The following is a 25,689-nucleotide window of genomic DNA, read 5'->3' as shown; positions in this document are numbered from 1 at the left end:
TGACATTAGGAGGTTAAAATGATAAATTCTATCAACTCAAGTTATAATAACCCTCTAATCAATTTAAAGAATAGCGTGCGCATAAAGCAAGAAAATCATCATTCCTCTAATCAAAACTTAAATACTGATTTGGTTTCTAGCAAGGATTTGTTTAAAATCTCCACCAATCAGGTTTTAGGCTATGCGGTGGATAAAGATGGATATTTCACAGAGGAATTTAATAAAGCAGCTGGAATCCCAAGTGATTATAAAATCCATTCAAGCACAATGGAGAGTTTGGTAAATACAATGACAGATAAGACAAAAAACCCTATGAGAATTTATAGGAATCTTGATATAGCAAAAACAGTTGGGAATGCTTATAAGATTCTCTTGCAAGTTGTAGGTGAAAATGTGCTAAATTCCAAAGATAGCTTTAGTGCTGAAGAGATTGCCAAATTTCCGCAGGGATATAAGTTTGATACGCAAACTATGCAAGTAAGCGAAGTTTATAGCAATATTGTAGATTTTACCAACCATTCTATGTATTGGAGTACTCCAATAGGCGGACGACCTGATAGAATGAATATTAGTAGCCTATTTTATAATAGCTCACCTACAAATCCCACCACAGATGTTTTTAATAATGCAAATGGTGGTGCGACAAGCAATGTGCATTTCGATATGACAAGGGACAAATACACAAATCCCGATGGCTCTATCACAAAGGGTGGATTGCTAATTGGCGTTATCAATGCAAATCTCCATACAAGAGAGGGTGAGGCAACTGCAAATGGTAAATCCCAAGGGTATGATAAGTCAATGTCTTATATAGAAATTATCAATTATGATGCTTCAAAAGACCAAACAAGCACTAAAGGAGAATTTTATGTTACAGGACCGCGACCTCTTAAAATTAAAAGAAGCGAAGAAAGTCTTAGAGCAGATAAAGAATGGGAAGAGTATGTAAAAAACTATAAAGACCCTTTACAAATGTTTTTTGAAGAATTGCAAGAGCAACAAAAGCTAAGCCTTGAGGAATTAGAAAGAAAGCGCAAAATATCAAAAATTTTGATATGAATGCCTAAAGACTTACAATGATAATCAATTAAGGATTCTATAAAATAAGATTTTGGTGAATCTTTAGGTGAAGAGCAAAGCGAATTTAGGAAAACTAGATATAGAGATTTGATTTAATTGTAAGCTTTCACAATTCAAAATTATAGGAGTTTGGTGCAAAAATATGCAAGAAAATTTCAGCAGGATTTGCTTTATCTTTTGTCTATTATTAAATGTGGCGCAAGCTGAATTTATCGCTAAATCTTACCAAGAGATTAAAAATCAAAGGGTGGTAAGGCAAACTTATGGGGAATCCTGTGGTGCGGCAGGATTGGCTACGCTTTTGAATCTACTTGAGGATAAAAACTTCAACGAGTTAGAAATGATAAAACTAATGAGCGAAAGCAAGATGAATACCGATAGGGTAAGCTTTGCAGATTTGGGTGAAGCAGTGCAAAAGTTGGGGTTTAGCAGCAATGCCTATCTTATCCAAAGAGAGCTTTTGGATAAATTTCTCCATATTCCAATATTGGTAAAAATTGAAAATGACCCAAGATACCCGCATTTTGTGGTAATTATTAACTACAATGGCAATTATTTACAAGTGTTTGACCCAAGTTTCGGGGAGTATATTAGCTCTAAAAGGCAGTTTTTTAGTATCTGGGATAGAGATAAGAAAGGTGGGTATGCTCTGGTTGTCGCGCCTCAAAAGAAATTAAATCCATTGGATTTAAAATTGCCCAATGCCTTGAATCTAAATTTTTCTCCTTTTAGTCTATATTAATTTTTATTAAGTCAATATTACAAATTTCATTAGGGAGTTTCAATGTGGCGGACGATTTATTTGGCGGGCGGTTGTTTTTGGGGCGTGCAAGCTTATTTTGATAAACTTTGCGGCGTGATAGAATCTCAAGTGGGTTATGCAAATTCTAAGAGAGAATCTCCAAGCTATGAAGAAGTTTGTAGTGGCGCAACCTGTGCAGTAGAGACATTAGAACTCGTGTTTGAAGAGGCGGTATTAAGCCTTAATGAAATACTTGCGCGATTTTTTAGCATTATTGACCCTTTTGCCTTAAATTATCAAGGCAACGATGTTGGCACACAATACCGAAGCGGCATTTATGCTAAAGATTCTAAGACGCTAGAAACAATCCAAAAATTTGTAGAATCTTATCAGCAAGAAATGCCTGACAAAATTGTTACAGAAATTGGAATCTTAAAAAACTTCTATCCCGCAGAATCTTATCATCAAAAATATCTTGCCAAGAATCCACAAGGCTATTGTCATATTGACTTAAATGCAGCCTTGCGTCCTCTATGAGTGGAATCTCTTGTGCTTCTATAAGAGAATAACTCTTGTTTAGCAGCCCTTTAATAGAATAGAGTTAAGTTTCTAGTGGTTTCAATTATAGAATCTAAGCTATTTGCAGACTTTTTTAAGTGCTTGACGAAGTTCTTTGACTTGACTTCTAGGAACAACAATTTCCCATTTATTTGGCATAGAATCTTGTGTATCCTCACTTTCTAATTCCACTGCAATAGAGACTGCTTGATATTTTTTATCTTTTTTATTGGGAATATCAAACAATGAAACGATGATACTCCCATTCTTTACTAGCTCCCCGCGCAATGGAATCGTGTAAGATACCTTTTTGATTTTTTGTTTCATTGTGCTTGTTTTTTGGTAGTTTTTGTTTCTTTTGTTGCAGTTTTGCTATTTTTTGCCTTTTTGGCTTTTTTAACCTCTTTGTCTTTGCTCTTTGCCTTGCTTTTTTCTTTTTTGCGAGTTTTTTTCGCTTCTTTTAGAGCTTGGCGCACTTCTTTGATTTGGCTTAAAGGAATATGTACTTTCCAGCTTTCTTTTTCATTTAATGTTACGCAAATACTCACAACGGGTTTGCTTCCTTCGCCATACGGCTCTTCAATCACTGCGAAATTTAATGTTCCGCCTTTGCTTTCTTTTAAGGGAATTGTCTTATAGACTGCTGTTTCTTTCATAAATTGACCTCCATCAAATAATTTTTGCAATAAACATTATATAATCATTAATTTAAAGTATTATTAAATATTCTGCCCCCCCCCCCCCCTATTTTTTCAGCATTCGTTTCAGTAGAGCTTGAAGTTTTAACCAATCTTGAATCGGTAGGAGCGGGTGTCCTGAAAATTTCCCAAATGCCGGTAAGCTCTTACTGATTGCGCCTCGTGCGCCTACTTGCGTAAAATCGCCGATATGCAAATGCCCCGCACTGCCACTTTGTCCCCCCAATACGACATTGCGTCCTGTTGTGGTAGAGCCAGAAATTCCAGCTTGTGAAACGATGATAGAATATTCACCTATGTTACAATTATGCCCAATTTGCACCAAATTATCTATTTTTGTTCCTTGTTTGATTCTTGTTTGTCCAAAAACCGCTCTATCAATTGTCGTATTTGCACCGATTTCTACATCATTTTCAAGCACGGCTTTGCCATTGTGGTAGATTTTGATATGCTTTCCGTCTTTGGTATGTGCATAGCCGAATCCATCACTTCCAATGACGCTATTTGCGTGGATTCTGACATTGTTGCCAATTTCGCAGTCATTATAAATACACACACCAGGAAATAAAACGCAATTTGAGCCGATTTTGACATTCTCTCCAATCGTTACTCCAGACATTATAATGCAGTTTTCGCCAATCTCACTACCATTGCCAATTGCTGCATTGGGGGAAATCTTTGCGGATTCTTTGATTTTGGGCGGTTCTTGGGAGCTAAAAAGTGGTTTGGCGAAGTATTCTGTGAGATATGCCATTGCAAGATAGGGATTCTCGCAAAGGATAGCAAATGCAGAATGTGGAATCGTGTGCAAATGGGCTTTGCGCACCAAAATTGCTTTGGCTAAACTTTGCGAAACTTGCTCAAAGTATTGTTCTTTTTCCAAAAATGATAAAGAATCTTTCGTGGCTTCTTGAGGGGATTCCAAATCGCAAATCCCAATGGAATCTGAAATGTCAGAAATCTCTGCCCATTCCTTGCCATTATACTGCAAAACACATTCTAGTATGTCGTTTTTTCTTAGGATTGCAACAATGTCTTTAAGTTTCATATTTTGCCTTAGTTGCTAGTCTCAATCGCTAGGATTCCGCTTCGTGTAATGTCTTTTGGTTTATGAATCTTGAGTGCATTTAAGAGCGTATTAATGCGTGCGTGTGTATCGCACGCAACAAAAATAGCACATTTGTCATTAACCTCTAAAATCCGCCCATTAAAAGCATTAAAAATCGTATGAATCTCGCTTAGATTGCTTTCTAATCCGAACTTTACCAACAGAGATTCTTGCTCAATCATTTGTTCATTCTCTAGCACTTTAAGCACAGGAATTAACTTGTGCAGTTGTTTAATGATTTGCTCTAGCACTTTATTATCACCTTTTGTGGCAATCGTAATGCGTGAGAGATTGGAATCCAAAATCGGTGCAACCGTTAGGGATTCTATATTGTATCCTCTGCCTGAAAACAATCCACTAATGCGGGACAAAACACCGTGTTCGTTCAAAACGGTAACGGCAATCGTGCGTCTAATTTCCATTGCTTACTCCTTATAATCCAACATCATATTAGATAATGCGTCCCCTGTGGGCACCATAGGTAAGACATTTTCCATACGGTCAATCCGCACATCTAAAAGCGCGGGCTTTTGAGACTTTATTGCCGCATTCAAGGCATTTATAAATTCCTCTTTTGTTTGGCAAACATAGCCCACTCCCCCGAACGATTCTACCAATTTTACAAAATCGGGTTGTTGTTTTAAATCGGTTTCTGAATAATGCTTGTCATAAAAAAATGTTTGCCATTGGCGCACCATACCCAAATAATTGTTATTTAGCACAATATTAATTACAGGGATTCCATACACGGCACAAGTCATTAGCTCTTGGATATTCATCAAAATAGAACCATCGCCACTAATATTAATGGAGACTTTTTGAGGAAATGCGCATTTGACACCCATTGCCGCAGGTAAGCCAAACCCCATTGTGCCAAGCCCTCCGCTGCTAATGAATTGGCGTGGGAAGCTAAAGGGATAAAATTGTGCCGTCCACATTTGGTGTTGTCCTACATCAGTGCTTATGAACGCCTCTTCGCCTAAAATATCTCCAATTTTTTCAATAACCCATTGCGGCTTAAGAGGGGAAGTGGAATCCTCGTAGCTTAAAGGGTGTAATTTGTTATATTGTGCTAAACGTTCGCGCCAAGCTAGGATATTTTGCGGTGTGTAGCTTTCGCGCAAGAGAGGTAAGAGATCCTCTAAAACACTGCTAATATCGCCCACAATAGGGAAGTTGGCTTCTACGATTTTGCTAATGCTGCTCGGGTCAATATCTATATGAATAATTTGTGCATATTTCCCAAATTCGCTTAACTTGCACGTTACCCTATCGTCAAAACGTGCTCCAAGAGCGATGATAAGGTCAGCTTCACTCATCGCCATATTGGCAACATAGCTTCCGTGCATTCCAACCATACCTAAGAAATCTGGATTCTTTGTATCAAGGATTCCAAAAGCCATAAAGGTATTTACCGCAGGAATATGCGTAATCTCACAGAGTTCCCGAATCCATCGGGTAGATTCTGAAGCAATGCAACCTCCACCCAAGTATAAGAGGGGCTTTTGGGCTTCCATAATGGCTTGGGCTACCTTTTTGATTTGGCGCGGATTGCCCTTATAGGTTGGTTTATAAGTGGGCAATTTAATCTCTTTTGGGTAATCAAATGTGCCAAGTGTCGCGGTAATGTCTTTTGGAATATCAATATGCACAGGACCGGGACGCCCGCTACGCGCAATATAAAATACTTCTTTTAGAATGCGGGGCAACTCTTCAATCGTTTTAACTAGGTAATTGTGCTTCGTGCAAGGACGCGAAATCCCAACCGCATCAATTTCTTGAAACGCATCTGTGCCGATGAGGCTTGTGGGGACTTGCGCACTAATAATGACTAAGGGAATAGAATCTGCATAGGCAGTTGCGATGCTTGTTACTGTGTTTGTGAATCCCGGACCGCTCGTTACAATAGCAACGCCCACTTCTCCACTTGCTCTTGCATAGCCATCGGCTGCATGCACGGCAGCTTGTTCGTGTCGTGCGAGAATGTGTTTAAAAAACTTTTGTTTGTAAATTTCATCATAAATGTTTAAGGCTGCTCCGCCCGGGTAGCCAAAGACGATTTTTACACCCTCATTTTTAAGAGCGTGAATCACCATTTCTGAACCATTTAATTGCATAAAAACTCCTAATTTTATCTGTTTGATTATTTCAAAAGGCTTTAGAAATGCTTTATTCTATTTCAAAAAGGCTTTAGAAATGCTTTGATAAAGCCGAATCGTGTTGCTTAGAGTAAATTTGATTTAGGCTTTAAAAAATTTCATATAATGAGTTTGCTTTCGCCATCCATTGTTCAAGTTCGTCCCATTTTTTATCTTGAATGAGCGTTTGCGCATAATGGATTTCTTTTTGGAAAAAATCAAAAGACTTTAAAATCTCTTCGCGATTTTGTTTGGAAATATCACTCCACATTCTAGGCGAGCTTTTCGCAATCCGAACCATATCTTTGAATCCTCCACCTGCAAGAGCTAAAATATCATTTGGGTTTTGTTGTGAAAGCACGGTGTTTGCTAGTGCATAGCTGATAATGTGGGGCAAATGGCTAATGAAAGCGGCGTGATTGTCGTGAGATTTGGAATCCATTTTGATAATATTCATTTTCAAGGCAACAAAGATTTCCTTAGCCATTGCAACTTGTAATTCCCCGCTTTGCTCTAAGTCGGTTAAAACTAAAATATGGTGTGGTAAGAGATCTTTAAAAGCCGCTTTGGGTCCGAAATTCTCTGTCCCACTCATTGGGTGGGCGCAGACGAAGTTTTTGCGAATCTCTGGTGGAATACTCGTAGAAATCAAATGCTTCGTGCTTCCTAAATCAATAATCGTGCAATGGGGTGCAACGCCAATTAGGTTAGGCAAGATTTGTAAAATCGCTTCGACAGGTGTCGCAAGAAAAATAACATCACAGAGTTTAATTTCTTCTAGCTCTGCACTTTCATCTATGAGCCCTAAAGAGAGTGCTTGTTGGAGGTGCAAAGGATTGTTATCCAATCCAACGATTCTTTTAAACATTCCGGTTTCTTTTAATGCCAATCCCAATGAGCCACCGATTAATCCGATTCCAATAATACCTACTTGCATAAAGTTGTCCATTTCAAAATTTTGCAAAATTATATATTTTTTTAGCTTTAGTTGCGTTATTTAATCTACTAAAAGGTATAATCGCAAAATTTATAAAATTATTTCCTTAAGAGGTTTTTAAAGAATGCGTTTTTTTTCTAAAACTTTTTTATTTTTTGCAACTTTATTGTCCCCAATTTATGTCTTTGCAGAGGCAAAATTACCAATTATCAAAGAAGTGCGCTATGTTGGACTAAATTACATTTCTCCTCTGATTGCTAATGAGATTGCCCAAATTCATCTTAATGCACCCTTAGATATTAATCAAATAGATGCTTCTATCCATAGTTTCTATGCGCAAGGTTATTTCAAGGATATTTGGGTAACAGAAGAAGAGGGAATTTTAACCTATCATTTCGTAGAAAAACCCGTGATTGCGAGTTTGATTATTAGTGGTTATGGTGCAGGAAAAGAGCAAGAGGTGATTGATAAGGAAATTGGACTTAAAAAGGGTGATGTTTATGATGAGCCTAAAATTGCTAATGTGCGCAAAAAAATCATTGATTTGCTAGAAACGCAAGGGTATTATGATACGATTGTTGAAGCAAAAACAGAAGAGATTTCTCCTAACGCCTTGAAAGTTACACTAGAAATCAATAAAGGAAAAGAAATCATTATTCAAAAAGCCAATTATTATGGTAGAGAGAATCTAAAAGTCTCACGCATTGAAGCGGCTACCGCCAATAAAGAAAGAGAATTTCTTGGTTGGATGTGGGGATTCAATAATGGAAAGCTACGTGTCAATGAGATTGAGACAGATAGCCATAGGATTCGTGATTTGTATATGCAAAAAGGCTATTTAGATGCCGAGGTTAGCATACCTTTTTTGAAGACAGATTTTACAACTTATGAGGCAGAGCTTAATTTTTATATTGACGAAGGGGAGCTATATAAAGTTTCCGAAATAGAAATTGTATTAGAAGAAGATGTGATTGAGATAAAAAAGTTATATGATGTCATTAAAGCCAAAAAGGGCAAAAAGTTTAACATTGATATTATGCGCAAAGATGCAGAAGCGATTCGCTATGCAATAGGGGATTTGGGTTATGCTTTCACAAGGGTAACGCCAGATTTAGATAAAGACAAAGAAAATGGCGAAGTAAGAATCGTGTATTATGTGCAACCCGGCAAAAAGGTAACCATTAACGATGTGTTAATTTCGGGAAACAATAGGACGCTTGATCGCGTCATTCGTCGCAATGTTTTATTGTCTCCAGGTGATGAATATGAGATGAGTAAGATCACTCTTTCTAAAAATGCTATTATGCGCACAGGTGGCTTTGATAGCGTGGAGATTGAAGAAGAACGTATAGATGAAGAACGTGTGAATTTGCTTGTAAATGTCAAAGAGGGTAAAACAGGAGAATTTACTTTCGGTATTGGATATGGAAGCTACGATGGATTGATGGGGAGTGTGTCTGTCAAAGACCGAAATATTTTTGGTACAGGTTTGACAGCAGGTGTTTATTTGGATAAAAGTGAAGTTTCAAATTCTTATCGTGTGAATCTTTATAATCCCGCAGTATTAGATAGTGATTATTCACTTGCAACAGATATTTATCAAATAGAATACGATGATTATGATTATACTGAAATGATGACAGGTTTTAATATAGTCGGGGGACGCAGGATTTGGAATCAGTTGGATTTAACTTTGGGTTACACTTACCAAGAAACTAAACTTTCTAACTTTGATAATGCCTATTTTCGCGATCTTTACACTAGATATTATAGAGGGGATAGATATGCGAAATCTTCTGTGATTCCGGGGCTTAGCTATGATAGCACAGATGCTTATTTTTTCCCCAAGAGTGGAATTAAATTGACAGGTAGTACTGAATTTGCCGGAATCGGAGGCGATGCGGAGTTTATTAAGTATTATGGGACATTTAATTTTTATCAATCCATTGAGGATTGGACGGATTTGGATTTGATTTTTAGATACCGCGCGCGGGCAGGATATGCACAAGATGAAGGATTTTTACCAATCAATGAAAAATTCTATTTGGGTGGTGTCAATAGTGTGCGAGGATTCCAAAACCGTTCCATTACTCCACGCGATCGTGATGGCTTGAGAATCGGTGGAAAACAAATGTTTTATAATACAGCAGAAATGAGTTATGGCATGTTTGAAACCGTGCAGATGCGTTTTCTTGTATTTTATGATTTTGGAATGATTGGACAAAATAATATTAATGATATTAGACGTAGTTCTGTGGGCGTGGGTATTGAGTGGATTTCTCCTCTTGGTGCAATCAACTTCTTATTCCCTCGCGCATTAGATGATAAACCCGGCGATGATACTTCCTCGTTTGAATTTACAATGGGGCAGAGATTTTAATGAATCCTATGAAATCACTTAATCATCATGACAAAAAAGAAATGCAGGCGGTTTTTGCGAAAAACGCACAAGAAGCCAATACATTAGTGAAAGTGAGATTGCCTCGTGTCAGTAGAGAGGAAATTTTGGATTTAATGCAAAATGCTTCGCTCAAAGAGCTAGGGGAACGCGCTTTAGGAATCAAAAAGCAATTGCATTCGGATAATCTTACAACTTTTGTCGTGGATAGAAATATTAATTATACAAATATTTGTTGGGTGGATTGTAAGTTTTGCGCCTTTAAAAGGCGCATTAACGAAAGTGAAACCTATATTTTGAGCTTTGAAGAAATTGATAGAAAAATTGATGAATTGTTAGAAATCGGTGGCACACAGATTCTTTTTCAAGGGGGGGTGCATCCAAGTTTAAAGATTGAATGGTATGAGGACTTGGTGAAGCATATTGCACAGAAATATCCGCAGATTACTTTGCACGGATTCTCTGCTATTGAGATTGATTACATTTCTAAAATTTCTAAAATTTCTATTCGTGAGGTGTTAGAACGTTTGCAAAAATGTGGTCTAGCGTCTATTCCTGGCGCAGGGGCAGAGATTCTAAGTGATAAAGTGCGTGATATTATTGCACCTAAAAAATTGGATAGTAGCCAATGGATAGAAGTGCATAAAGAGGCGCATAAATTAGGGATAAAAAGCACAGCTACGATGATGTTTGGAAGCGTAGAAAGCAATGAAGATATTGTAGAACATTGGGAGAGAATCCGAGATTTGCAGGATTTAACCAATGGCTTTAGGGCGTTTATTTTGTGGAGTTTTCAACCTGCTTTTACTCCATTGCAAAAAGAATTTCCCAATCTGCACAAAGCCTCATCAAATCGCTATCTAAGACTTCTTGCGTGTAGTAGGATTTTTTTGGATAATTTTCAAAATATTCAAAGCAGTTGGGTTACACAAGGCTCGCATATTGGGCAGCTCGCGCTACTCTTTGGAGCAAATGACTTAGGAAGCACAATGATGGAAGAAAATGTAGTCGCAGCAGCAGGGGCTAGTAATTCTATGAATCAAGCCGAGATGATTTCGTTGATTCGTGATATTGGAGAAATTCCAGCCAAACGCGACACAGCATATAATATTTTAGAGCAGTTTTAAAGTGAAAAAGTTTTTCGTAATCTTTTTTGGCTTTTGGCTTTTGAAAGGAAGTTTGATGGCAATTGAGATAAAAAATTTGCATATAAATGGCGTAGAAATTCCTGTAATTTATGAGCGAAGCACGCAGTTACCTTTGTTTTATATTCAGCTCATTTTTAAAGGGGCAGGGGGAGTAAGTAACGGCAAAAGTCTAGGCTTATCCGATATTACGAGCTCTTTACTGAATGAGGGAACGAAGGAATTGGGCGTTACGAGATTTTCTAAAAAACTAGAGGAAAAAGCTCTTGCATTAAATGTAGGGAGTGGATTAGAGACTTTAAGCTTCACATTAAGCGGAATGAGTGCAATGCAAAAGGACGGAATCTCTCTTTTAAAAGAATTACTCCATAGTCCAAATTTCACACAAAAAGCATTGGAAAAAGTCAAAGAAAGCTCATTAGTGGCGATTTTAGAGAGAGAAAACGATTATGATTATCAGGCAAGTCGCGTCTTGAAATCCATACTTTTTAAAGGGAGTGCGTTAGAGTTTCCTCTAAGTGGCACGCGGGATTCTATTGCCAAAATTACCCTAAAAGAAATAGAGAAATTCTACCAGCAACATATTAATTTAAGCTCTTTGATTCTTATTGTGGGCGGAGATATGGAATTTGCGAATGTTGCAAAGGAATTAGAAAGTGCGTTAAAGCAATTACCTCAAGGGAAGCCTACCACATTAACACCCATTGTTGCGCACGATTCTATGCAAACAAAACGCTTATTAAAGGAGACGCAGCAAGCTTATATTTATTTTGGTGCTCCGCTTGAAGTCGCAAATTTGGAGAAAGAATCCGCATTGCTTAAAGTAGCGTCTTTTGTGCTTGGTGGAAGTGGGTTTGGTAGTCGTATGCTAGAGGAAGTGCGCGTCAAACGCGGGCTTGCGTATTCTGCTGTAATGCGATTGAATGCGACACGTACGCAAGCTTGGGCGCAAGGGTATCTACAAACAAGCTTGAAAAACGAGCAAGAAGCGCAAAAGATTGTGCAAGAAGTGGTAGATGAATTTGTCAAAAATGGAATCACAGAGAAAGAGCTACAAGAAGCTAAACATTATTTATTGGGCAGTGAGCCTTTGCGCAATGAAACACTCTCGCAGAGACTAGGTGCGGCTTTCCATAATTATTATAATGGTTTGCCATTGGATTTTAACAAAAAAGTCCTAGAAGAGATTTCAAAACTCACTTTAAAAGAAGTCAATCATTACATTAAGACGCACAAAGAGATTCAAAAGCTTAGTTTTGCTATTGTGAGTGCAGAAGATTAACTAGAGTTAAGATTGATTTCAGATAAGCTTGGAAAAACACCCTTTGAAGCTATTTTGCACCATTTGCCAAAAGGCTATACAAATACTTTTTTAAGCCAATTTTTGGAGTTGAATCAAAATGTAGTTTTGGAAGTAGAGGTGCGAGATTATAAGAATCTCAAGACAACAGCACGCGCTTTGTGCTTTGTTCCAAAGTTCCATTGTGAAATTGAAATGTTAATCTTTCACGCCAAACCTTACCATAAGAGCATTTTTAAAATAGATTCTGAACTCATTGTTGGCGGAAAGCTCCAAAAAAATGCGGCGGGATTCTATACTTTGCTACAACCTAAAGTGCTAAAAAATACAGATGGGATTGTGCTAAACTTTGGCTTTAAAGGCGTAAAAGAAAAGAGTTTAAGGGAATTTGCCGCAGAGATTACTTTGGAATCTTTGCAAGAATTTTACTCCCAAGTGCCCTTGTGGATTTTGGAATCTCTCGTGGAAATTTATCATCCAAATGAAAAATTTGTGCAAGATTTCACTAGAAATCACGGATTCTTTGGCAAAAGTTTAGAGGCGATTAAATTTGTTGAAATTTATGAATATATGCGTATTTTGCGGTCAAAGAAACTGCATTTTCCTAGTCTTGCTTCCTTGAATGGAGAAATAGAATCTTGGATACAAACCTTGCCTTTTAAGCTTACAAAAGGACAAAGCAATGCAATCCGTGAGATTCAAGAATCACTAAAAAGCAATCAATCGGCAAGAAGAGTGATTGTCGGTGATGTGGGTTGTGGGAAAACCCTTGTGATTCTGGCAAGTGTAATGATTGCTTATCCTCATCGTAGCGTACTGATGGCTCCTACTTCTATTTTGGCAAAGCAGCTTTTCAATGAAGCGAAGAATCTTTTACCCAAATCCTTAAAAGTCGCACTTCTGACGCAAAATGATAGAAGCGGGGATTTGGCACAAAGTGATTTTGTCATTGGCACGCACGCATTGCTTTATCAAGATTTGAGTCATTGCGCACTTGTGATGATAGATGAGCAGCATCGCTTTGGTACAGCACAGAGAAATGCCTTAGAGAAAATGTTTGCTTGCGATTCTAGGCGTGCGCATATTTTGCAATTTTCTGCAACGCCGATTCCACGCACGCAAGCAATGATAGAATCTAATTTTTTAGATTTTAGTTTCATTAGAGATTTACCTTTTAAAAAAGACATTACAACTAAGGTTATCTATAAAAACGATTTTAAAAACTTATTAGAGCACATCAAAGCAGAAATTCAACAAAAGCATCAAATTATCATTGTGTATCCCTTAGTAGAGGAGAGTGAAAACTCTAATTATACCGCATTAAAAGAGGGTGAGGAGTTTTGGAGAAAGAATTTTGAGAATGTATATAGCACACACGGCAAGGATAAGAATAAAGAGCAGGTTTTGGAGGAATTTCGGGAATGTGGCAATATTTTGCTTGCAACTACGGTAATTGAAGTGGGAATCTCCTTGCCAAATTTGAGCACGATTGTCATCGTGGGCGCGGAACGATTAGGGCTAGCGACTTTACATCAATTGCGTGGGAGAGTGAGCCGCAATGGCTTGAGGGGCTATTGCTTTTTATTTACAAAACAAAAGGAAACCGAGAGATTAAGGAGATTTTGCCAAACCCAAAATGGATTTGAAATCGCACAAATGGATTTGGAATATCGCAATAGCGGAGATTTATTAAGCGGAGAAGTGCAAAGCGGTAGGCAATTTCATTGGGTGAATTTAGGAAGTGATGAGCGTATTATCAAAGAAGCAAAAAACGCATTGGATTCGTAAATTTTGGTATGATTAGCAAAAATTTGGAATTTTACACGCGAGACTTTTACCAATCTTGTGATTATTGTCAAGACTATTCCAAGCCCACTGAATCTATCCCCTCTGCAGCCCAAACAAGAGGAGTGCTGACGATTGGATAAACAAGAAACCCTTGTCAAGCCAAGAACACTTTTATTTAAGATTGAACAAGCACGAAAATAGCTAAAGATTCTGAAATGGAATCGCCAAAAGGAAAAGTGGAATCCCTTTATTTTAAGTATAGAGGGTTAATTTGCCTGCAATTTAATTTAAGCAAGGGAGCGAAATTAGAATTTGATGAATCTAAAGGAATCTTGCGCATTTTGACAATTTGTGTCCATTTTGCAAACTTTGATTCCTCTTTCATTGAAAACACGCGCAGTATTTGGACAGGCTTTTTTGACAAGCACGACCGCACAATCGCTAATAATCTCTCCTAGTATATTATGCTCTTCCCTATGTACGATTTGTTCTTCTTCGCTCATTTCACTATCTTTGTGGGAGCAGCCCTCACTTGCTTCTAAGTTGCCGCGTGGATTCTTGCGCAATTCTACCAAATCAATTTTCTTAAACATTCCTGCTCCCTTTTGCTCAAATACCGCAAAAAAGGGTGTATGTCCTGTATTGCCAAAGATTCTTAAACTCTCATCATAAACAGGTACAGCAATTTTCATTTCATTCCTTTATTTTTGTTTTTACGATTCTATGTCGTCTAAATGAGCATATTCAAACAAGTTTTGCTCTTGTGCATTATTGACGAATTTTTCTTCAAATCGTTCTGTCTCCACGCCAAAGATTAATGCAAAATTGTATTTCTCGTGGATTAATTGTTCAAACAATTCTTGATGATTTTCAAAGCAACGTACTTCTGCATAAGGCATATAAATCTCTTGATAAATCTGTGGAACAAAAAGTATTAAACGAGCCCACTTTGCATACATTGTAAAATATGCTAAATATTGTTCATAAAGCTTAATGTCCATACAGGCAAGTAAAACTTTATTTGTAGCTCCGGGTTTGGAGATGAATCCGCGTTCGTCTAAATACAAGGGTCTAAAGCTAGAGATTCTCTCTAAATGCTCCATTTGCACGCCCAAAGAGTATTCCTCACAGAATCTTACCACTCGCGCAAGAGGCTGAATAAATAGCTTGGGTAGTGGAATCTCATAGTCAAAAGTATTATAAAATATCTTAATGCCAAAAAGCGAATAGGAATTAACCGCAAAAGGCAAAACTTCGCCCTCAATTTTTTCTTGAGGTAAAAGCTTGATTTCTTGTTGATTTTTGGGCAAAGGATTGAGATTGATTTGTGCATTGCAATACAAAATATAAGCGACATCGGTTGTCAGAATATAATGCACGAGCTTTGTCAGTGAGCCACAATAACAACCTAGATTTTTTTTGGGAATAATGATTTGTGAAGCAATTTGATATTCATCAGAGCTTAACAAGAATAGAATTTTGTTTCCAATAATGAGATAATGACGCGCGATGCGCACGAGAGATTGCTCCAAATCCTCTACACTAATCCAAGCAACTTCTGGGTCGCTCATCGCAATATTGCCACTAAAGAGAATCCCAAATGCGCCTTTTTGCACGGCTTCTTCAATCTCTTGTTGGATTTCTTTGGAGGATTTTTTGGAGTGTGCTACAAACAAGTCTCCTTGTCTCACATCACTCACTTCATCACAAATTGAATTAAAAAAAGAAATACTCGGTTGATTTAATAAAGTCCCAAATGCAATTTCTACTATCTCATTGACACTGATTTGTATTTCTTTTCTCCTCATTATTTTTCTCCTTAGCTGATTAGACTCCCATTCTCTTTAGGATTTTGTGGAGCAATAAGCGTCAAGCCTTTTGTGTCTTTTGCTGCTAGAATCATTCCCTCGCTTAACTCGCCCATTAGTTTGGCAGGTTTTAGGTTTGCAAGCACGCAGACTTGTTTGCCTATCAGGCTTTGCGGCGTATAGTAGGATTTGATTCCTGCAAGAATTTGACGCGCTCTTGCCTCCCCTAAATCTACTTGTAGTTTCAAGAGCTTTTCACTTTTTGGCAAGACTTCCGCACTAATGATTGTTCCTATTTTAATTTCAATTTTTGAGAAGTCCTCTTTGTGGATTGGATTGGCAATCTCCAAAGGAGAGTTTGCAGGAGAATCTTGTGAGGATTTTGGCTTATCCTCTAGTAATGCAGATTCTATCTTTGGAAACAGCACACCAATCGGTTTGAGTTGCATTTCGCCCAAAAGCTCATTATGGATAATGAAATGTTGATAGTTTTGAGAATCGGCTTTGAGCCCAAAGACATCAAGGATAGATTCTGCACTCTTTGGCATACAAGGAGAAAGGCAAATCGCGCCTTTTATCAAGAGATTGGCGATAAAAACAAGCAGTTCCGCAACCTCTTCATTTCTGCCTTCTTTGATGAGTTTCCAAGGCTCTTTTTTAGCGATGATTCCATTCCCTAAACTAAAGAGCGTCCAAAGTTCCTCTAAATAGTGATTGGTTTGCACAGTATTCATATCATTTTCTAAATGATTTAAGGTATGATTGATTTGGGAGAGTTCTGAATGATAATGCTCCGCAAGTTTTGCTAAATCCATTTTTAAATGATTATCAAAATATTTTGCACTCATACCCAACAAGCGATTAAGCAGGTTGCCCAAATCGTTGCCCAAATCGGCATTAATCCGCTCAATAAGGGATTTTTGTGAGAAATCTCCATCTTGTCCAAAAGACATTTCGCGCAAGACAAAATATCGGAAGCAATCCAACCCATAAGCTTCTACCACTTCTTTTGGATTGACGACATTTCCGACACTTTTGCTCATTTTTTCTCCGTCTTTTGTCCACCAGCCGTGTGCCGCGATATGGTGGGGCAAGGGCAAATCTAAGCTCATTAAAAACGCGGGCCAATAGATTGCGTGGAATCGCAAAATATCTTTTCCCACGATATGATAGTCTGCTGCCCAAAAATCCATTTTGTTTTCTAAATCATTGCAGAATCCGAGCGCACTTAGATAGTTTATCAGAGCGTCTAGCCATACATACATTACATGTTTTGCATTTTTTGGGTCTTTGTCAATGAGGGTTTGAGGGAGTTTAATGCCCCAATCAAAAGTGGTGCGCGTGATAGACAAATCCTCCAAGCCGGCTTTGACGAAATTTATCACTTCGTTGCGGCGAAATTTTGGCAAGATAAAATCGGGATTCTCTTCATAGAATTGTAAGAGTTTCTTTTCATAAGCACTAAGCCTAAAGAAATAACTTTCTTCTTGCAATAGACTTGTTTCTTTACCACAATCTGGACAATATTTTTCATTGACTAATTGGAATTTGGTAAAAAAGGTTTCGCAAGAAATGCAATAATGCCCCTCATAATTGCCTTTATAAATATCGCCTTTTTCAAACATTTTGAGAAAAGCCGCTTGAGCAGTTTTGATATGATAATCCTCTGTCGTGCGGATAAAATGGTCATAGCTGATTCCAAATTCGTCCCAAAGATTTTTGAATCTCTGTGCAATCTCATCTACATATTCTTGAGGGCTTCTACCTCTTTTTTGTGCGGATTGTTCAATCTTTTGTCCGTGTTCGTCTGTGCCTGTTAGGCAATAGACTTCTTTACCTTGTAGTCTCGCAAAACGCGCAAGTGTATCTACAATAATAGTTGTATAAGCGTGTCCGATATGGGGAATATCATTGACATAGTAAATCGGAGATGTAATATAAAATTTAGAATTCAAAACTGCCTCCATTTCCTTTGTTCATACTCAAATAAACTGCCGCTACATACGCATTGCGCACACCACATTCTAGTAGTTCTGCACAGTTTATGCAGCTTGAGAATCCTTTATTATTTTGACATAATTGCAACTCGTTTTGTTTTTGCGTCAAGTTTTCTTGCGTCTTTTGCTCAAACGCATCTTTTTGGGTGCAATCTGCTATGTTTTTGCAAAAAATACAACTTGCTGTATTATGCTTACTTTGGCAGTCTTTTATTTCTTTTAATGCGGATTCTATTTCATTTGCTGACAAATTCTATTTCCTCCAAACTACCAAAGAAGCAAGGTGTCGTGTCGTGTAAATGCTTAGGTGTTAAGGTTAAAAGTCGTTGCGATTCTCTTGTGTGTGATTTTTCATTCACGCATACTGCACCACCGCCCGCTCTTTCAAAAATAAAGGCAAAAGGGAAAACCTCAAAGAGCATTCTAAGTTTGCCTTGTGGCGCATCACTCGTGCTAGGATAAGAAAAAATCCCACCACCTTTGACTAAAATATGGTGCAAATCTGGCACCATTCCCCCACTATATCGCAAACGATAGCCTGTATTAAAGAGGGATTCTATCTTTGCCTTGTGTGAGGAGCTCCAATTTTTTTGCGTGCCACCTGTCGCGTTTAATTTGCCTTTATGAGCAAGCTTGAAGCATTTTTGTAAAGTAAATTCCTCGCCATTATACACAAAATAATCCACCCCCTCTTTGAGGATAGAGGCAAATCCGATTCCTATCACCATACCATAGATGATATACGCGCTTGCGACGAGATTCTGTGGCAAAAATTCTCCACGATAGATTCCAAAGATACTTCCTACGCTAAGGTTTGCACCCATAAGAGAAGAGCCATCTAAAGGGTCATACGCAATACTATAAATGCCCTTGTCGTGCAGCTTGATTGCGTTTTCTTGCTCCTCGCTGCAAATTTGTTTTACGATTTCTAAATCTTTAAAGGCAACTTGCAAAATTTCATCTGCCTTGACATCGGCTTCTAATTGCGTGTCTCCTGTGGCATTGGTATTTTGTGTATATTCCCCTAAACTTTGTTTCAATACTTCATAAATAGGCAAACTCGCGCGTTGAATCCGTGCCAAGATTAACTCTAAATCACGCGTTAAATCTGCGTTTGCAATCATTTGTTTATTCCTTTTAAGTAGAGCCAATAACAAAAATTTGCTTATTATAGCCTAATTTTATGATATTAGTAGTGATTTTTGGGCAATATTTATAGTTTTTTGCTACAATTTTGGCTTATTTTGTTTGTAAGGAGATTTAATGCTTGTTGCGCCAAGTATTCTTTCTGCGGATTTTGGGAAGTTAGAATCAGAAATCAAGGCGATTTGTGAGGCGGGTTGTGATTTCGTGCATATTGATGTGATGGACGGACACTTTGTGCCCAATCTCACGCTTGGTCCAGTAGTGGTGCAATCTGTCGCAAAGGTCGCAAGTAAGCCGTTAGATATTCATCTAATGGTGCAGAATAATAGCTTTTTTGTGGAACTTTTCGCACCTTTTAAGCCGGAATTTATTTCTTTTCATATTGAGGAAGAAAAACACGCGAATCGTTTAGCGCAAAAAATTCGTGAATATGGGATTAAACCCGCAATCGTGTTGAATCCTCACACGCATTTAGATTCCATAGAGTATTTATTGGAATTTGTGGATATGGTTTTATTGATGAGTGTTAATCCCGGCTTTGGCGGACAGAAATTTATCCCCAATGTGCTAAAAAAGATTCAAGACTTAAAGGATAAAATAGAATTGCATAATCCAAATTGTTTGATTGAAGTAGATGGAGGCGTGTGCGATTCCAATATAGAATCCCTTAAAAATGCTGGGGCTGACATTGTTGTAGCGGGGAGCTATGTTTTTAGTGGAAATTATAAGGAACGCATAGAAAGTTTGCGCTAGGGCAAGATTTCATTGCATTGTTATGGTTTCTCAATTAGCGTCATTGGGGCGCACGTAAGTCGCAACGAAGCAATCTATTACCTTGCGCAAATGAGATTCTACAATAAAATTTTAAAGGCGTTTTTTGGAATCTAAAATGTCTTTGGATAAACAAAATATAGAATGCCACAAAAATTTGCAAACTTTCCTGCAATAACGCAGTGAAAAGTTTATTTTGTGATTCTATCCGCCTAAATACCGCTTCTTGATTTCTTTGTCCTCTAAGAGATTCTTAGCCAAATCCTCCATTACGATTCTGCCATTTTCTAGCACATACGCACGATTAGCGACTTTGAGGGCTGCAAAGGCATTTTGTTCTACAAGCAGAATCGTAATGCCATTTTCGCGTAGGCTCAAAATAATCTCAAAAAGTTCTCCTACGACTTTGGGTGCAAGCCCTAGACTCGGTTCATCTAGCATAAGTAATTTAGGCTCACTCATTAAGGCTCTTGCAATGGCGAGCATTTGTTGTTCCCCGCCGCTCATTGTCCCTGCCATTTGCTTTTGACGCTCTTTTAGGCGTGGGAAAAGCCGATACATTTTTTCACGCATAACTTCAAAGTTCTCATCATTGTGATATGCGCCCATTCGCAAATTTTCATCTACACTAAGATTAGTAAAAACGCGCCGTCCCTCTGGCACAAGTGCGATTCCGCGTCGGATAATCTTGTGTGTTGGAATCTTAGAAATATTTGCGCCAAAGAATCGAACTTTGCCTTTTGTTTTGACGCTATGCACGATTCCATTAAGGGTGGAAGTTTTGCCCGCACCATTGCTTCCAATCAAAGTGATAATCTCGTGTTCCTCAATATGGAAGTTGATTCCTCTTAAGCCCGCAATCAAGCCATAATTGACTTGTAGATTCTCAATTTGTAGCATAGAAATCTCCCAAGTATGCGGCAATCACTTCTGGATTATTGATTGCTTCGTGCGGCGTGCCGCTAAAGAGCTTTTTGCCATAGTCTAGCACCAAAACCTGTTCGCAAAGCTGATTGACGAAAGGCATATCGTGTTCAATGAGTAGAATGCTCAAATCAAAGTCTTTTTGCATTTTTAAAATCAATTCGCAGAGCTCTTGTGTTTCTTTAGGATTCATTCCTGCGGCGGGCTCATCTAGCAATAAAAGCTTCGGATTCGTTGCTAGAGCCCTTGCGATTTCTACTTTACGGCTGTTGCCATAGCTTAATGCACTTGCATTGACATTCCATTGGTTGCCTAATCCAATATAATCCAAAATCCATCGCGCTCTCTCTTTGATACGTTTTTCTTCTTTGAAATATCTTCCTACGCGAAAAGCGGCTTCAAAAAAGCTATATTTTGCGTCATTGTGCAAGCCGATAAGCACATTATCTAGGACATTCATAGAAGTAAAAAGACGAATATTCTGAAAAGTGCGTGCGATTCCTAATCTAACAATCGTGTTGGGCTTATATTTGGAGATATTTTTACCCAAGAAATGCACTTTTCCGCTACCTGGTTTATAGTTAGCAGTGATGATATTAAACATCGTGGTTTTGCCCGCACCATTAGGACCAATCAACCCAAAGATTTGCTTTTCTTGCACGTTGAAGCTTACATTATCAATCGCCTTTAATCCACCAAAGGCAATACTGACATTTTCTAATTCTAAAATTGCCATTATTGCGCCTTTTTAAAGAAGTGTAAATTTTTAGGATTCAAATCCCAAATTTCGCGTTTGCCCATAATGCCTTCTCTGGCAAAAAGCATAATCACAAGTAGAATCAGTGAGAAAAACACCATTCTAAGTCCGGGGTATGAGCCAAAATCAGTTCCAAAAAAGACTAGAGGCTGGTCTAAGAATCTAAGCCATTCTCCTCCGCCGATGACTAGAATCGCACCCAAAATCGCACCACTTGTACTACCTAAGCCTCCAAGAACAATGATGATTAAGAGCTGGAAAGTGAGTTCAAAGCCAAAGATTTTAGGGTCAATTGTAGTGAGCCAAACCGCCATAAGTCCGCCCCCAACGCCCTCTAAAAATGCGCTTGTGGAGAAAGCAAAAGTTTTGATTTTGAAAGTATTAACTCCCATTGCGATTGCCGCATCTTCATCGTCTCGCACAGCTTTCATCGCGCGTCCATATTTGGAATATACGATTTGCAGAATCAAAATTACCGAAGCAGTAGCAAAAATCCCACTCCAAAAAAAGACCGTGATATTTGCTCCATTGCTAAATGCGTGCGTGTAGAGAAAGCCAAAAAACTCTTTGAGAGGAGAATCACTCTGACTAAGGCTTAAGAGCATATTTTCTATTTGCTTGACGATAGAATCGTGGTTGTTTGGAATCTCATTTAAGCCAATCGCTCCATTTGTCCATTCTGGATTATTAATAGCTAGGATTTTGATAATGAAGCCAAAGCCAAGTGTTACGATTGCGAGATAATCCCCACGCACACGAAACACAGGGAAAGAAAGCAGAATCGCAATGATAGCCGCTACGATTCCACTGCAAAACAAAGCGGGTAACAATTCACTAGACATACCTAAAACAAAGGGGTGCGGGTCTGCGAGCTGGAACATTCCCCATTTCAAATCAGAATCTAGCAACATTAATGCGGTGATATATGCGCCAATTGCGACAAACCCGTTAGGCTCTAAAGAGAGTTGCCCCGTAACGCCATTGATGAGGTTGTAGCTGACAGCTAGAATGACAAAAATGAGAATATTATTAAAGATTCTTAAGGCATAATCCCCTAGCAAACTTTGTGAGACAAAAAGGACGCAAATTGCAATCAAATAGAGGCTAAAATGGAATCCCAAAGTCGCTGTGGTGGGGTGATTTACATAAAAATTTTTAAACATTTGCACAACCTAAAAACGACTTTTTTCTAGACGCCAATCGCCCATAATGCCAACGGGACGAAATAACAAGACGAGAATCAGAAACAAAAACGCAAAGGCGTCTTTGTAGCCTCCAAGCTCCGGAAAGGCTGCAACTGCCATTACTTCTGTAAAGCCTAAGATAAAGCCTCCAAGCACTGCTCCGCCAACACTTCCGATTCCGCCTAATACCGCAGCGGCAAAGGCTTTTAACCCGATAAGCACGCCCATTAATGGGTCAATCGTAGGATAGGAGATTGCATAAAAAATCCCTCCAATTCCTGCAAGTGTGCTACCAATGGCGAAAACAAGTGCGATAATGTGATTGACATTGATTCCCATTAAACGCACGGTATTAATATCAAATGCACTCGCACGAATTGCCATTCCTTGCTTAGTGTAGTAAAGAAATCGTAAAAGTACCCCTAAAAGCAAGAGAGTAACGAGCGGAATTATTAGTGTAATCATCGTAAGGCTGACACCGAAAATCTCTAAAGATTGTGAGAAAAACTTCGGAGCATTGAAAAATCTAGGCGTAGAACCAAAGAGAACATTGAAAAGATTTTCCAAAAAGAAACTTACACCGATTGCTGTAATGAGCATAGAGATTCTAGGGGCATTTCGTAAAGGCGTATAGGCAATTTTATCAATCGTTACTCCCAAGATTCCACATAGAGCAATTGCAAGAATTGCTGAAGCATAGAAAGGCAAATCAAAAGAGCCAATCGCAAAAAAGACCAAAAATGCGCCCACCATCATAATGTCTGCGTGGGCAAAGTTAATCAGGCGCAAACAGCCATAAACCATTGTGTAACCAATGGCGATGAGAGCATACATACTGCCTAAACTCAAGCCATTGATACACTGCTGCAAAAAAGTCAAAAAATCCAAGCGTTAAACCTTAAAATCCATAAAGTTTGTGAATATTGAATTAGGGTTCAATGGTGGTTTTATAAACCAAATTACCACCTTGCACTTGATTAATAACTGCACTGCGGATAGATTCTCCATTTTGCAAAGAGAATTTGCCACTAATGCCCTCATAATCTTTAGCATTGCGGATTTTGTCATTAATGCACACACGGTCTTCTGCGCCACACTCTTCAATCGCAGCCACAGCAAGTCCATACGCGTCCGCTAGCATAACGCTAAAAGAGCTGATAGGTTCTTTGTAGGTTTTTTCATAGGCTTTGATAAATTTCTCACCCTTAGGTGTTTGCTTGGAATTTATAGAATAATAATCTGTTACCATATAGCCTTCACCCGCTTCTTTTGCGACATCAAAGAAGATTTTATTAGAAACTAAACCATCTCCCCCAATTGTTGGAACATTAAGCCCTAGTTGTTGTGCTTGCACTGCGATGAGTGCGCCCTCGTTATAATAAATTGGCAAATACAAGACATCGGGATTCTTGGCTTTGATGCTTGAAATTTGTGCTTTGAAATCTTTAGTTCCCGCTTGGGCATTGGCTTCAATGATGATTTCTCCTCCTAATGCTTTGAATTGGTTTCTAAATGCACGTGTTAGCCCGATAGAATAATCACTGCTGTTATCAAATAGAATCGCCGCTTTTTTTGCTCCTAAATCTTTAAAGGCTAAATTTGCTGCAATCAATCCTTGAAAGCTATCCGCAAAAGAGACACGAGAAACGAAGTTTTTGCCTTTTGTTACGCGGTCGTTTGTCGCCACAGGGGCGATGAGTGGAACTTTGTTGTCGTCCGCAATTTTTGTCATTGCAAGCGCATTAGTAGAAATCATTGGACCAATGACAACGCTAACTTTATCGCTTGAAACCAGTCTTTGCATTGCGTTAGCGGATTCTATTTTGTCGCTTTTATTGTCAATGAAGACAATCTTAATATCATCACCATTTTTCGTTTTGCTTTGTGCTTTGTAAGCCAAATCAATCCCACGTTTTCCAAGCTCTCCAAACCCTCCTACTGCGCCACTTACAGGCAGAACTACACCGATTTTTACTTCTCCAGAGCAAAGATGGCTAGCAAAAATTCCACATGCTAAAGAGATAGCTAAAAAATGTTTTTTCATTGAAAAATCCTTAATATTCAAAGATGAAAGCAATATTACAATATTTTTTTTAAGAATACATTAAATTGTTTGTGGAGGGGTTGCGATTCTTGCAGAATCACACAAGGATAGCTTGATTTTTAAGGACGAAAGAACGAAGCAATCTATCTCTACTAAGTAGATTCATAAAACTTTATCAATTCTTGCCAATGACACTTTAAGGTGAGTGTCATTGCAAAGAATTAGGTTATTGTGCGTTTGCTTGGAGTTTCAATGAGATTTTTACTTCATCGCCCACAGCATTATCTTGGAATATATTGCTCCAAGAAACATCAAAATCACTTCTTAGAATCTTAGTTGTTGCGTCAATATCAAGTTGTTTGCCATTGTGTTGGATAATTGCGTCAAGCACAATGGGCTTAGTTGTAGAACGAATCGTTAAATCGCCATAGATTTTACCTGCTTCAAATTTTGTCATTTTAAAAGTCATTTTGGGATATGTTTTAGCATCAAACATATCCGGGGCTTGCAAATGTGCGTCTCTTTTAGCATTTGCAGTATCTACCGAAGTAATATCTATTTCGCCCTCTAGCACTTTGAGTGAGTTGGAGGCATTATCATAATCAATAGTTGCATTGAATCGGTTGAATTTGCCATCTACTTGTGTGAGTTTCAAGTGAGACACTGAAAAATCCACTTTGGACTTTGCAGGATTAAGCGTATAAGGCACTGCAAGTGCGGGGAAGCTAAGGGCTGCTACGAAACTAGAGATTAAGAGAAACTTTTTCATTGAAAATCCTTTAAAATTAAAATTTAAACTTTGAAATTATATAACAATAAAAAACAACCAATGGTAAATCATTAATTAAAAATTATTGAAAAGAGATTGATGATCGCAAAAGAAAAGTAGAAATCACAGGTTAAACTCATCTTGGACCAAGCCAAGAGCTTGGCTCAAGCTTAGACTAATAAGCCTTGACAGCGATGATACAAAGTAGTATAATCGCAACCAAGATGAATTTTAGAGGCTTCATCTTAGCTCCTTTTGGGGCATAGATTTTGCCACAGGGGTAACGACCTGTGGCAATTACCCTGCATTATTATACTTTAAAATCCCAAAAATAACTTTTAATCTCCTCTTTTTAAGCCCATAAAGTAGGCTTTTTCATTATTTTTTATCCTAAAGA

25 protein-coding genes are annotated in these 25,689 nt (G+C 38.2%); 8 read left to right on the top strand and 17 right to left on the bottom strand.

All coding sequences use genetic code 11. From position 1 onward, the window contains the following. The first annotated feature begins 18 nt into the window (after window positions 1-18). From HDT10_RS09720 to msrA, 3 genes are all read left to right on the top strand, one after another. Window positions 19-1,059 (top strand): Cj0814 family flagellar-dependent secreted protein, encoded by a 1,041-nt coding sequence (locus HDT10_RS09720; protein ID WP_290882883.1) that lies wholly within the window; start codon window positions 19-21, stop codon window positions 1,057-1,059. Window positions 1,060-1,222: 163 nt separating this feature from the next. Then, window positions 1,223-1,822 carry a cysteine peptidase family C39 domain-containing protein gene (locus HDT10_RS09715; RefSeq protein WP_290882881.1) on the top strand — a complete coding sequence of 200 codons (600 nt, stop codon included), beginning with the start codon at window positions 1,223-1,225 and terminating at the stop codon, window positions 1,820-1,822. A 42-nt stretch (window positions 1,823-1,864) separates the two neighbouring features. Beyond that, window positions 1,865-2,359: a peptide-methionine (S)-S-oxide reductase MsrA gene (gene msrA / locus HDT10_RS09710; RefSeq protein ID WP_290882879.1), complete on the top strand. Its 495-nt coding sequence runs from the start codon at window positions 1,865-1,867 to the stop codon at window positions 2,357-2,359. 99 nt (window positions 2,360-2,458) lie between these two features. Here msrA and HDT10_RS09705 read toward each other — a convergent pair whose 3' ends face one another. From HDT10_RS09705 to HDT10_RS09680, 6 genes are all read right to left on the bottom strand, one after another. Continuing rightward, window positions 2,459-2,707, bottom strand: a complete 249-nt coding sequence (locus tag HDT10_RS09705) for a hypothetical protein (RefSeq protein ID WP_290882877.1) — start codon at window positions 2,705-2,707, stop codon at window positions 2,459-2,461. Next, window positions 2,704-3,036: a hypothetical protein gene (locus HDT10_RS09700; protein WP_290882874.1), complete on the bottom strand. Its 333-nt coding sequence runs from the start codon at window positions 3,034-3,036 to the stop codon at window positions 2,704-2,706. The genes HDT10_RS09705 and HDT10_RS09700 overlap by 4 nt, the downstream gene beginning before the upstream one ends. An 88-nt stretch (window positions 3,037-3,124) precedes the next feature. Continuing rightward, entirely contained in the window at window positions 3,125-4,126 is a 1,002-nt protein-coding gene (gene lpxD, locus HDT10_RS09695) for a UDP-3-O-(3-hydroxymyristoyl)glucosamine N-acyltransferase (protein ID WP_290882872.1), read from the bottom strand. Between the two features lie 8 nt (window positions 4,127-4,134). Next, a complete protein-coding gene (gene ilvN / locus HDT10_RS09690; RefSeq protein ID WP_290882870.1) occupies window positions 4,135-4,608 on the bottom strand; it encodes an acetolactate synthase small subunit in 474 nt (157 codons plus the stop codon). A gap of 3 nt (window positions 4,609-4,611) precedes the next feature. Continuing rightward, complete coding sequence (locus HDT10_RS09685; protein ID WP_290882867.1) at window positions 4,612-6,303, bottom strand: acetolactate synthase large subunit; 1,692 nt, start codon at window positions 6,301-6,303, stop codon at window positions 4,612-4,614. A gap of 130 nt (window positions 6,304-6,433) precedes the next feature. Continuing rightward, window positions 6,434-7,261 carry a prephenate dehydrogenase gene (locus HDT10_RS09680; protein ID WP_290882865.1) on the bottom strand — a complete coding sequence of 276 codons (828 nt, stop codon included), beginning with the start codon at window positions 7,259-7,261 and terminating at the stop codon, window positions 6,434-6,436. Between the two features lie 124 nt (window positions 7,262-7,385). On the opposite strand from HDT10_RS09680, the gene bamA reads away from it, so the two are divergent. The 4 genes from bamA to recG are packed head-to-tail and all read left to right on the top strand — an operon-like array spanning window position 7,386 to window position 13,892. Then, window positions 7,386-9,641, top strand: coding sequence for an outer membrane protein assembly factor BamA (bamA, locus tag HDT10_RS09675; protein WP_290882864.1), 2,256 nt, complete (start codon window positions 7,386-7,388; stop codon window positions 9,639-9,641). Between the two features lie 41 nt (window positions 9,642-9,682). After that, window positions 9,683-10,786, top strand: coding sequence for a dehypoxanthine futalosine cyclase (locus HDT10_RS09670; RefSeq protein WP_290883075.1), 1,104 nt, complete (start codon window positions 9,683-9,685; stop codon window positions 10,784-10,786). A 55-nt stretch (window positions 10,787-10,841) separates the two neighbouring features. Then, window positions 10,842-12,086 carry a pitrilysin family protein gene (locus HDT10_RS09665; RefSeq protein ID WP_290882861.1) on the top strand — a complete coding sequence of 415 codons (1,245 nt, stop codon included), beginning with the start codon at window positions 10,842-10,844 and terminating at the stop codon, window positions 12,084-12,086. A 12-nt stretch (window positions 12,087-12,098) separates the two neighbouring features. Continuing rightward, window positions 12,099-13,892, top strand: coding sequence for an ATP-dependent DNA helicase RecG (recG, locus tag HDT10_RS09660; protein ID WP_290882858.1), 1,794 nt, complete (start codon window positions 12,099-12,101; stop codon window positions 13,890-13,892). Between the two features lie 305 nt (window positions 13,893-14,197). Here recG and HDT10_RS09655 read toward each other — a convergent pair whose 3' ends face one another. Genes HDT10_RS09655 through HDT10_RS09635 form a run of 5 tightly spaced genes read right to left on the bottom strand, consistent with a single transcriptional unit; the run spans window position 14,198 to window position 18,821 of the window. Beyond that, complete coding sequence (locus tag HDT10_RS09655) at window positions 14,198-14,584, bottom strand: hypothetical protein (protein WP_290882856.1); 387 nt, start codon at window positions 14,582-14,584, stop codon at window positions 14,198-14,200. Window positions 14,585-14,605: 21 nt separating this feature from the next. Further along, on the bottom strand, window positions 14,606-15,700 hold the full coding sequence (locus HDT10_RS09650) for a hypothetical protein (RefSeq protein WP_290882854.1): 1,095 nt from the start codon (window positions 15,698-15,700) through the stop codon (window positions 14,606-14,608). Between the two features lie 11 nt (window positions 15,701-15,711). Continuing rightward, the gene (metG, locus tag HDT10_RS09645) at window positions 15,712-17,667 is read right to left on the bottom strand and encodes a methionine--tRNA ligase (protein WP_290882851.1); all 1,956 of its coding nucleotides are present in this window, start codon (window positions 17,665-17,667) and stop codon (window positions 15,712-15,714) included. Next, complete coding sequence (locus HDT10_RS09640; protein ID WP_290883086.1) at window positions 17,645-17,947, bottom strand: hypothetical protein; 303 nt, start codon at window positions 17,945-17,947, stop codon at window positions 17,645-17,647. The genes metG and HDT10_RS09640 overlap by 23 nt, the downstream gene beginning before the upstream one ends. Further along, window positions 17,934-18,821 (bottom strand): class 1 fructose-bisphosphatase, encoded by an 888-nt coding sequence (locus tag HDT10_RS09635; protein WP_290882848.1) that lies wholly within the window; start codon window positions 18,819-18,821, stop codon window positions 17,934-17,936. Before HDT10_RS09635 ends, HDT10_RS09640 begins: the two co-directional genes overlap by 14 nt. A gap of 139 nt (window positions 18,822-18,960) precedes the next feature. Here HDT10_RS09635 and rpe point away from each other — a divergent pair, with 139 nt between their 5' ends. After that, window positions 18,961-19,596 carry a ribulose-phosphate 3-epimerase gene (gene rpe / locus HDT10_RS09630; RefSeq protein ID WP_290882845.1) on the top strand — a complete coding sequence of 212 codons (636 nt, stop codon included), beginning with the start codon at window positions 18,961-18,963 and terminating at the stop codon, window positions 19,594-19,596. Window positions 19,597-19,818: 222 nt separating this feature from the next. Here rpe and HDT10_RS09625 read toward each other — a convergent pair whose 3' ends face one another. The 6 genes from HDT10_RS09625 to HDT10_RS09600 form a co-directional block, all read right to left on the bottom strand. Further along, on the bottom strand, window positions 19,819-20,514 hold the full coding sequence (locus HDT10_RS09625; RefSeq protein WP_290882844.1) for an ABC transporter ATP-binding protein: 696 nt from the start codon (window positions 20,512-20,514) through the stop codon (window positions 19,819-19,821). Then, on the bottom strand, window positions 20,501-21,274 hold the full coding sequence (locus HDT10_RS09620; RefSeq protein WP_290882841.1) for an ABC transporter ATP-binding protein: 774 nt from the start codon (window positions 21,272-21,274) through the stop codon (window positions 20,501-20,503). The genes HDT10_RS09625 and HDT10_RS09620 overlap by 14 nt, the downstream gene beginning before the upstream one ends. Further along, window positions 21,274-22,458, bottom strand: coding sequence for a branched-chain amino acid ABC transporter permease (locus HDT10_RS09615; RefSeq protein ID WP_290882840.1), 1,185 nt, complete (start codon window positions 22,456-22,458; stop codon window positions 21,274-21,276). Before HDT10_RS09615 ends, HDT10_RS09620 begins: the two co-directional genes overlap by 1 nt. Before the next feature lie 9 nt (window positions 22,459-22,467). Further along, a complete protein-coding gene (locus tag HDT10_RS09610) occupies window positions 22,468-23,367 on the bottom strand; it encodes a branched-chain amino acid ABC transporter permease (protein WP_290882837.1) in 900 nt (299 codons plus the stop codon). Window positions 23,368-23,407: 40 nt separating this feature from the next. Next, window positions 23,408-24,523 (bottom strand): ABC transporter substrate-binding protein, encoded by a 1,116-nt coding sequence (locus tag HDT10_RS09605; protein ID WP_290882836.1) that lies wholly within the window; start codon window positions 24,521-24,523, stop codon window positions 23,408-23,410. 226 nt (window positions 24,524-24,749) lie between these two features. Continuing rightward, window positions 24,750-25,292: a YceI family protein gene (locus HDT10_RS09600; RefSeq protein WP_290882834.1), complete on the bottom strand. Its 543-nt coding sequence runs from the start codon at window positions 25,290-25,292 to the stop codon at window positions 24,750-24,752. Window positions 25,293-25,689: the final 397 nt, after the last annotated feature.

This window comes from Helicobacter sp., assembly GCF_014799995.1.
In the GTDB taxonomy this organism is placed as follows: Bacteria; Campylobacterota; Campylobacteria; order Campylobacterales; family Helicobacteraceae; genus Helicobacter_D.
This window is presented reverse-complemented; position numbering and strand designations above follow the sequence as displayed.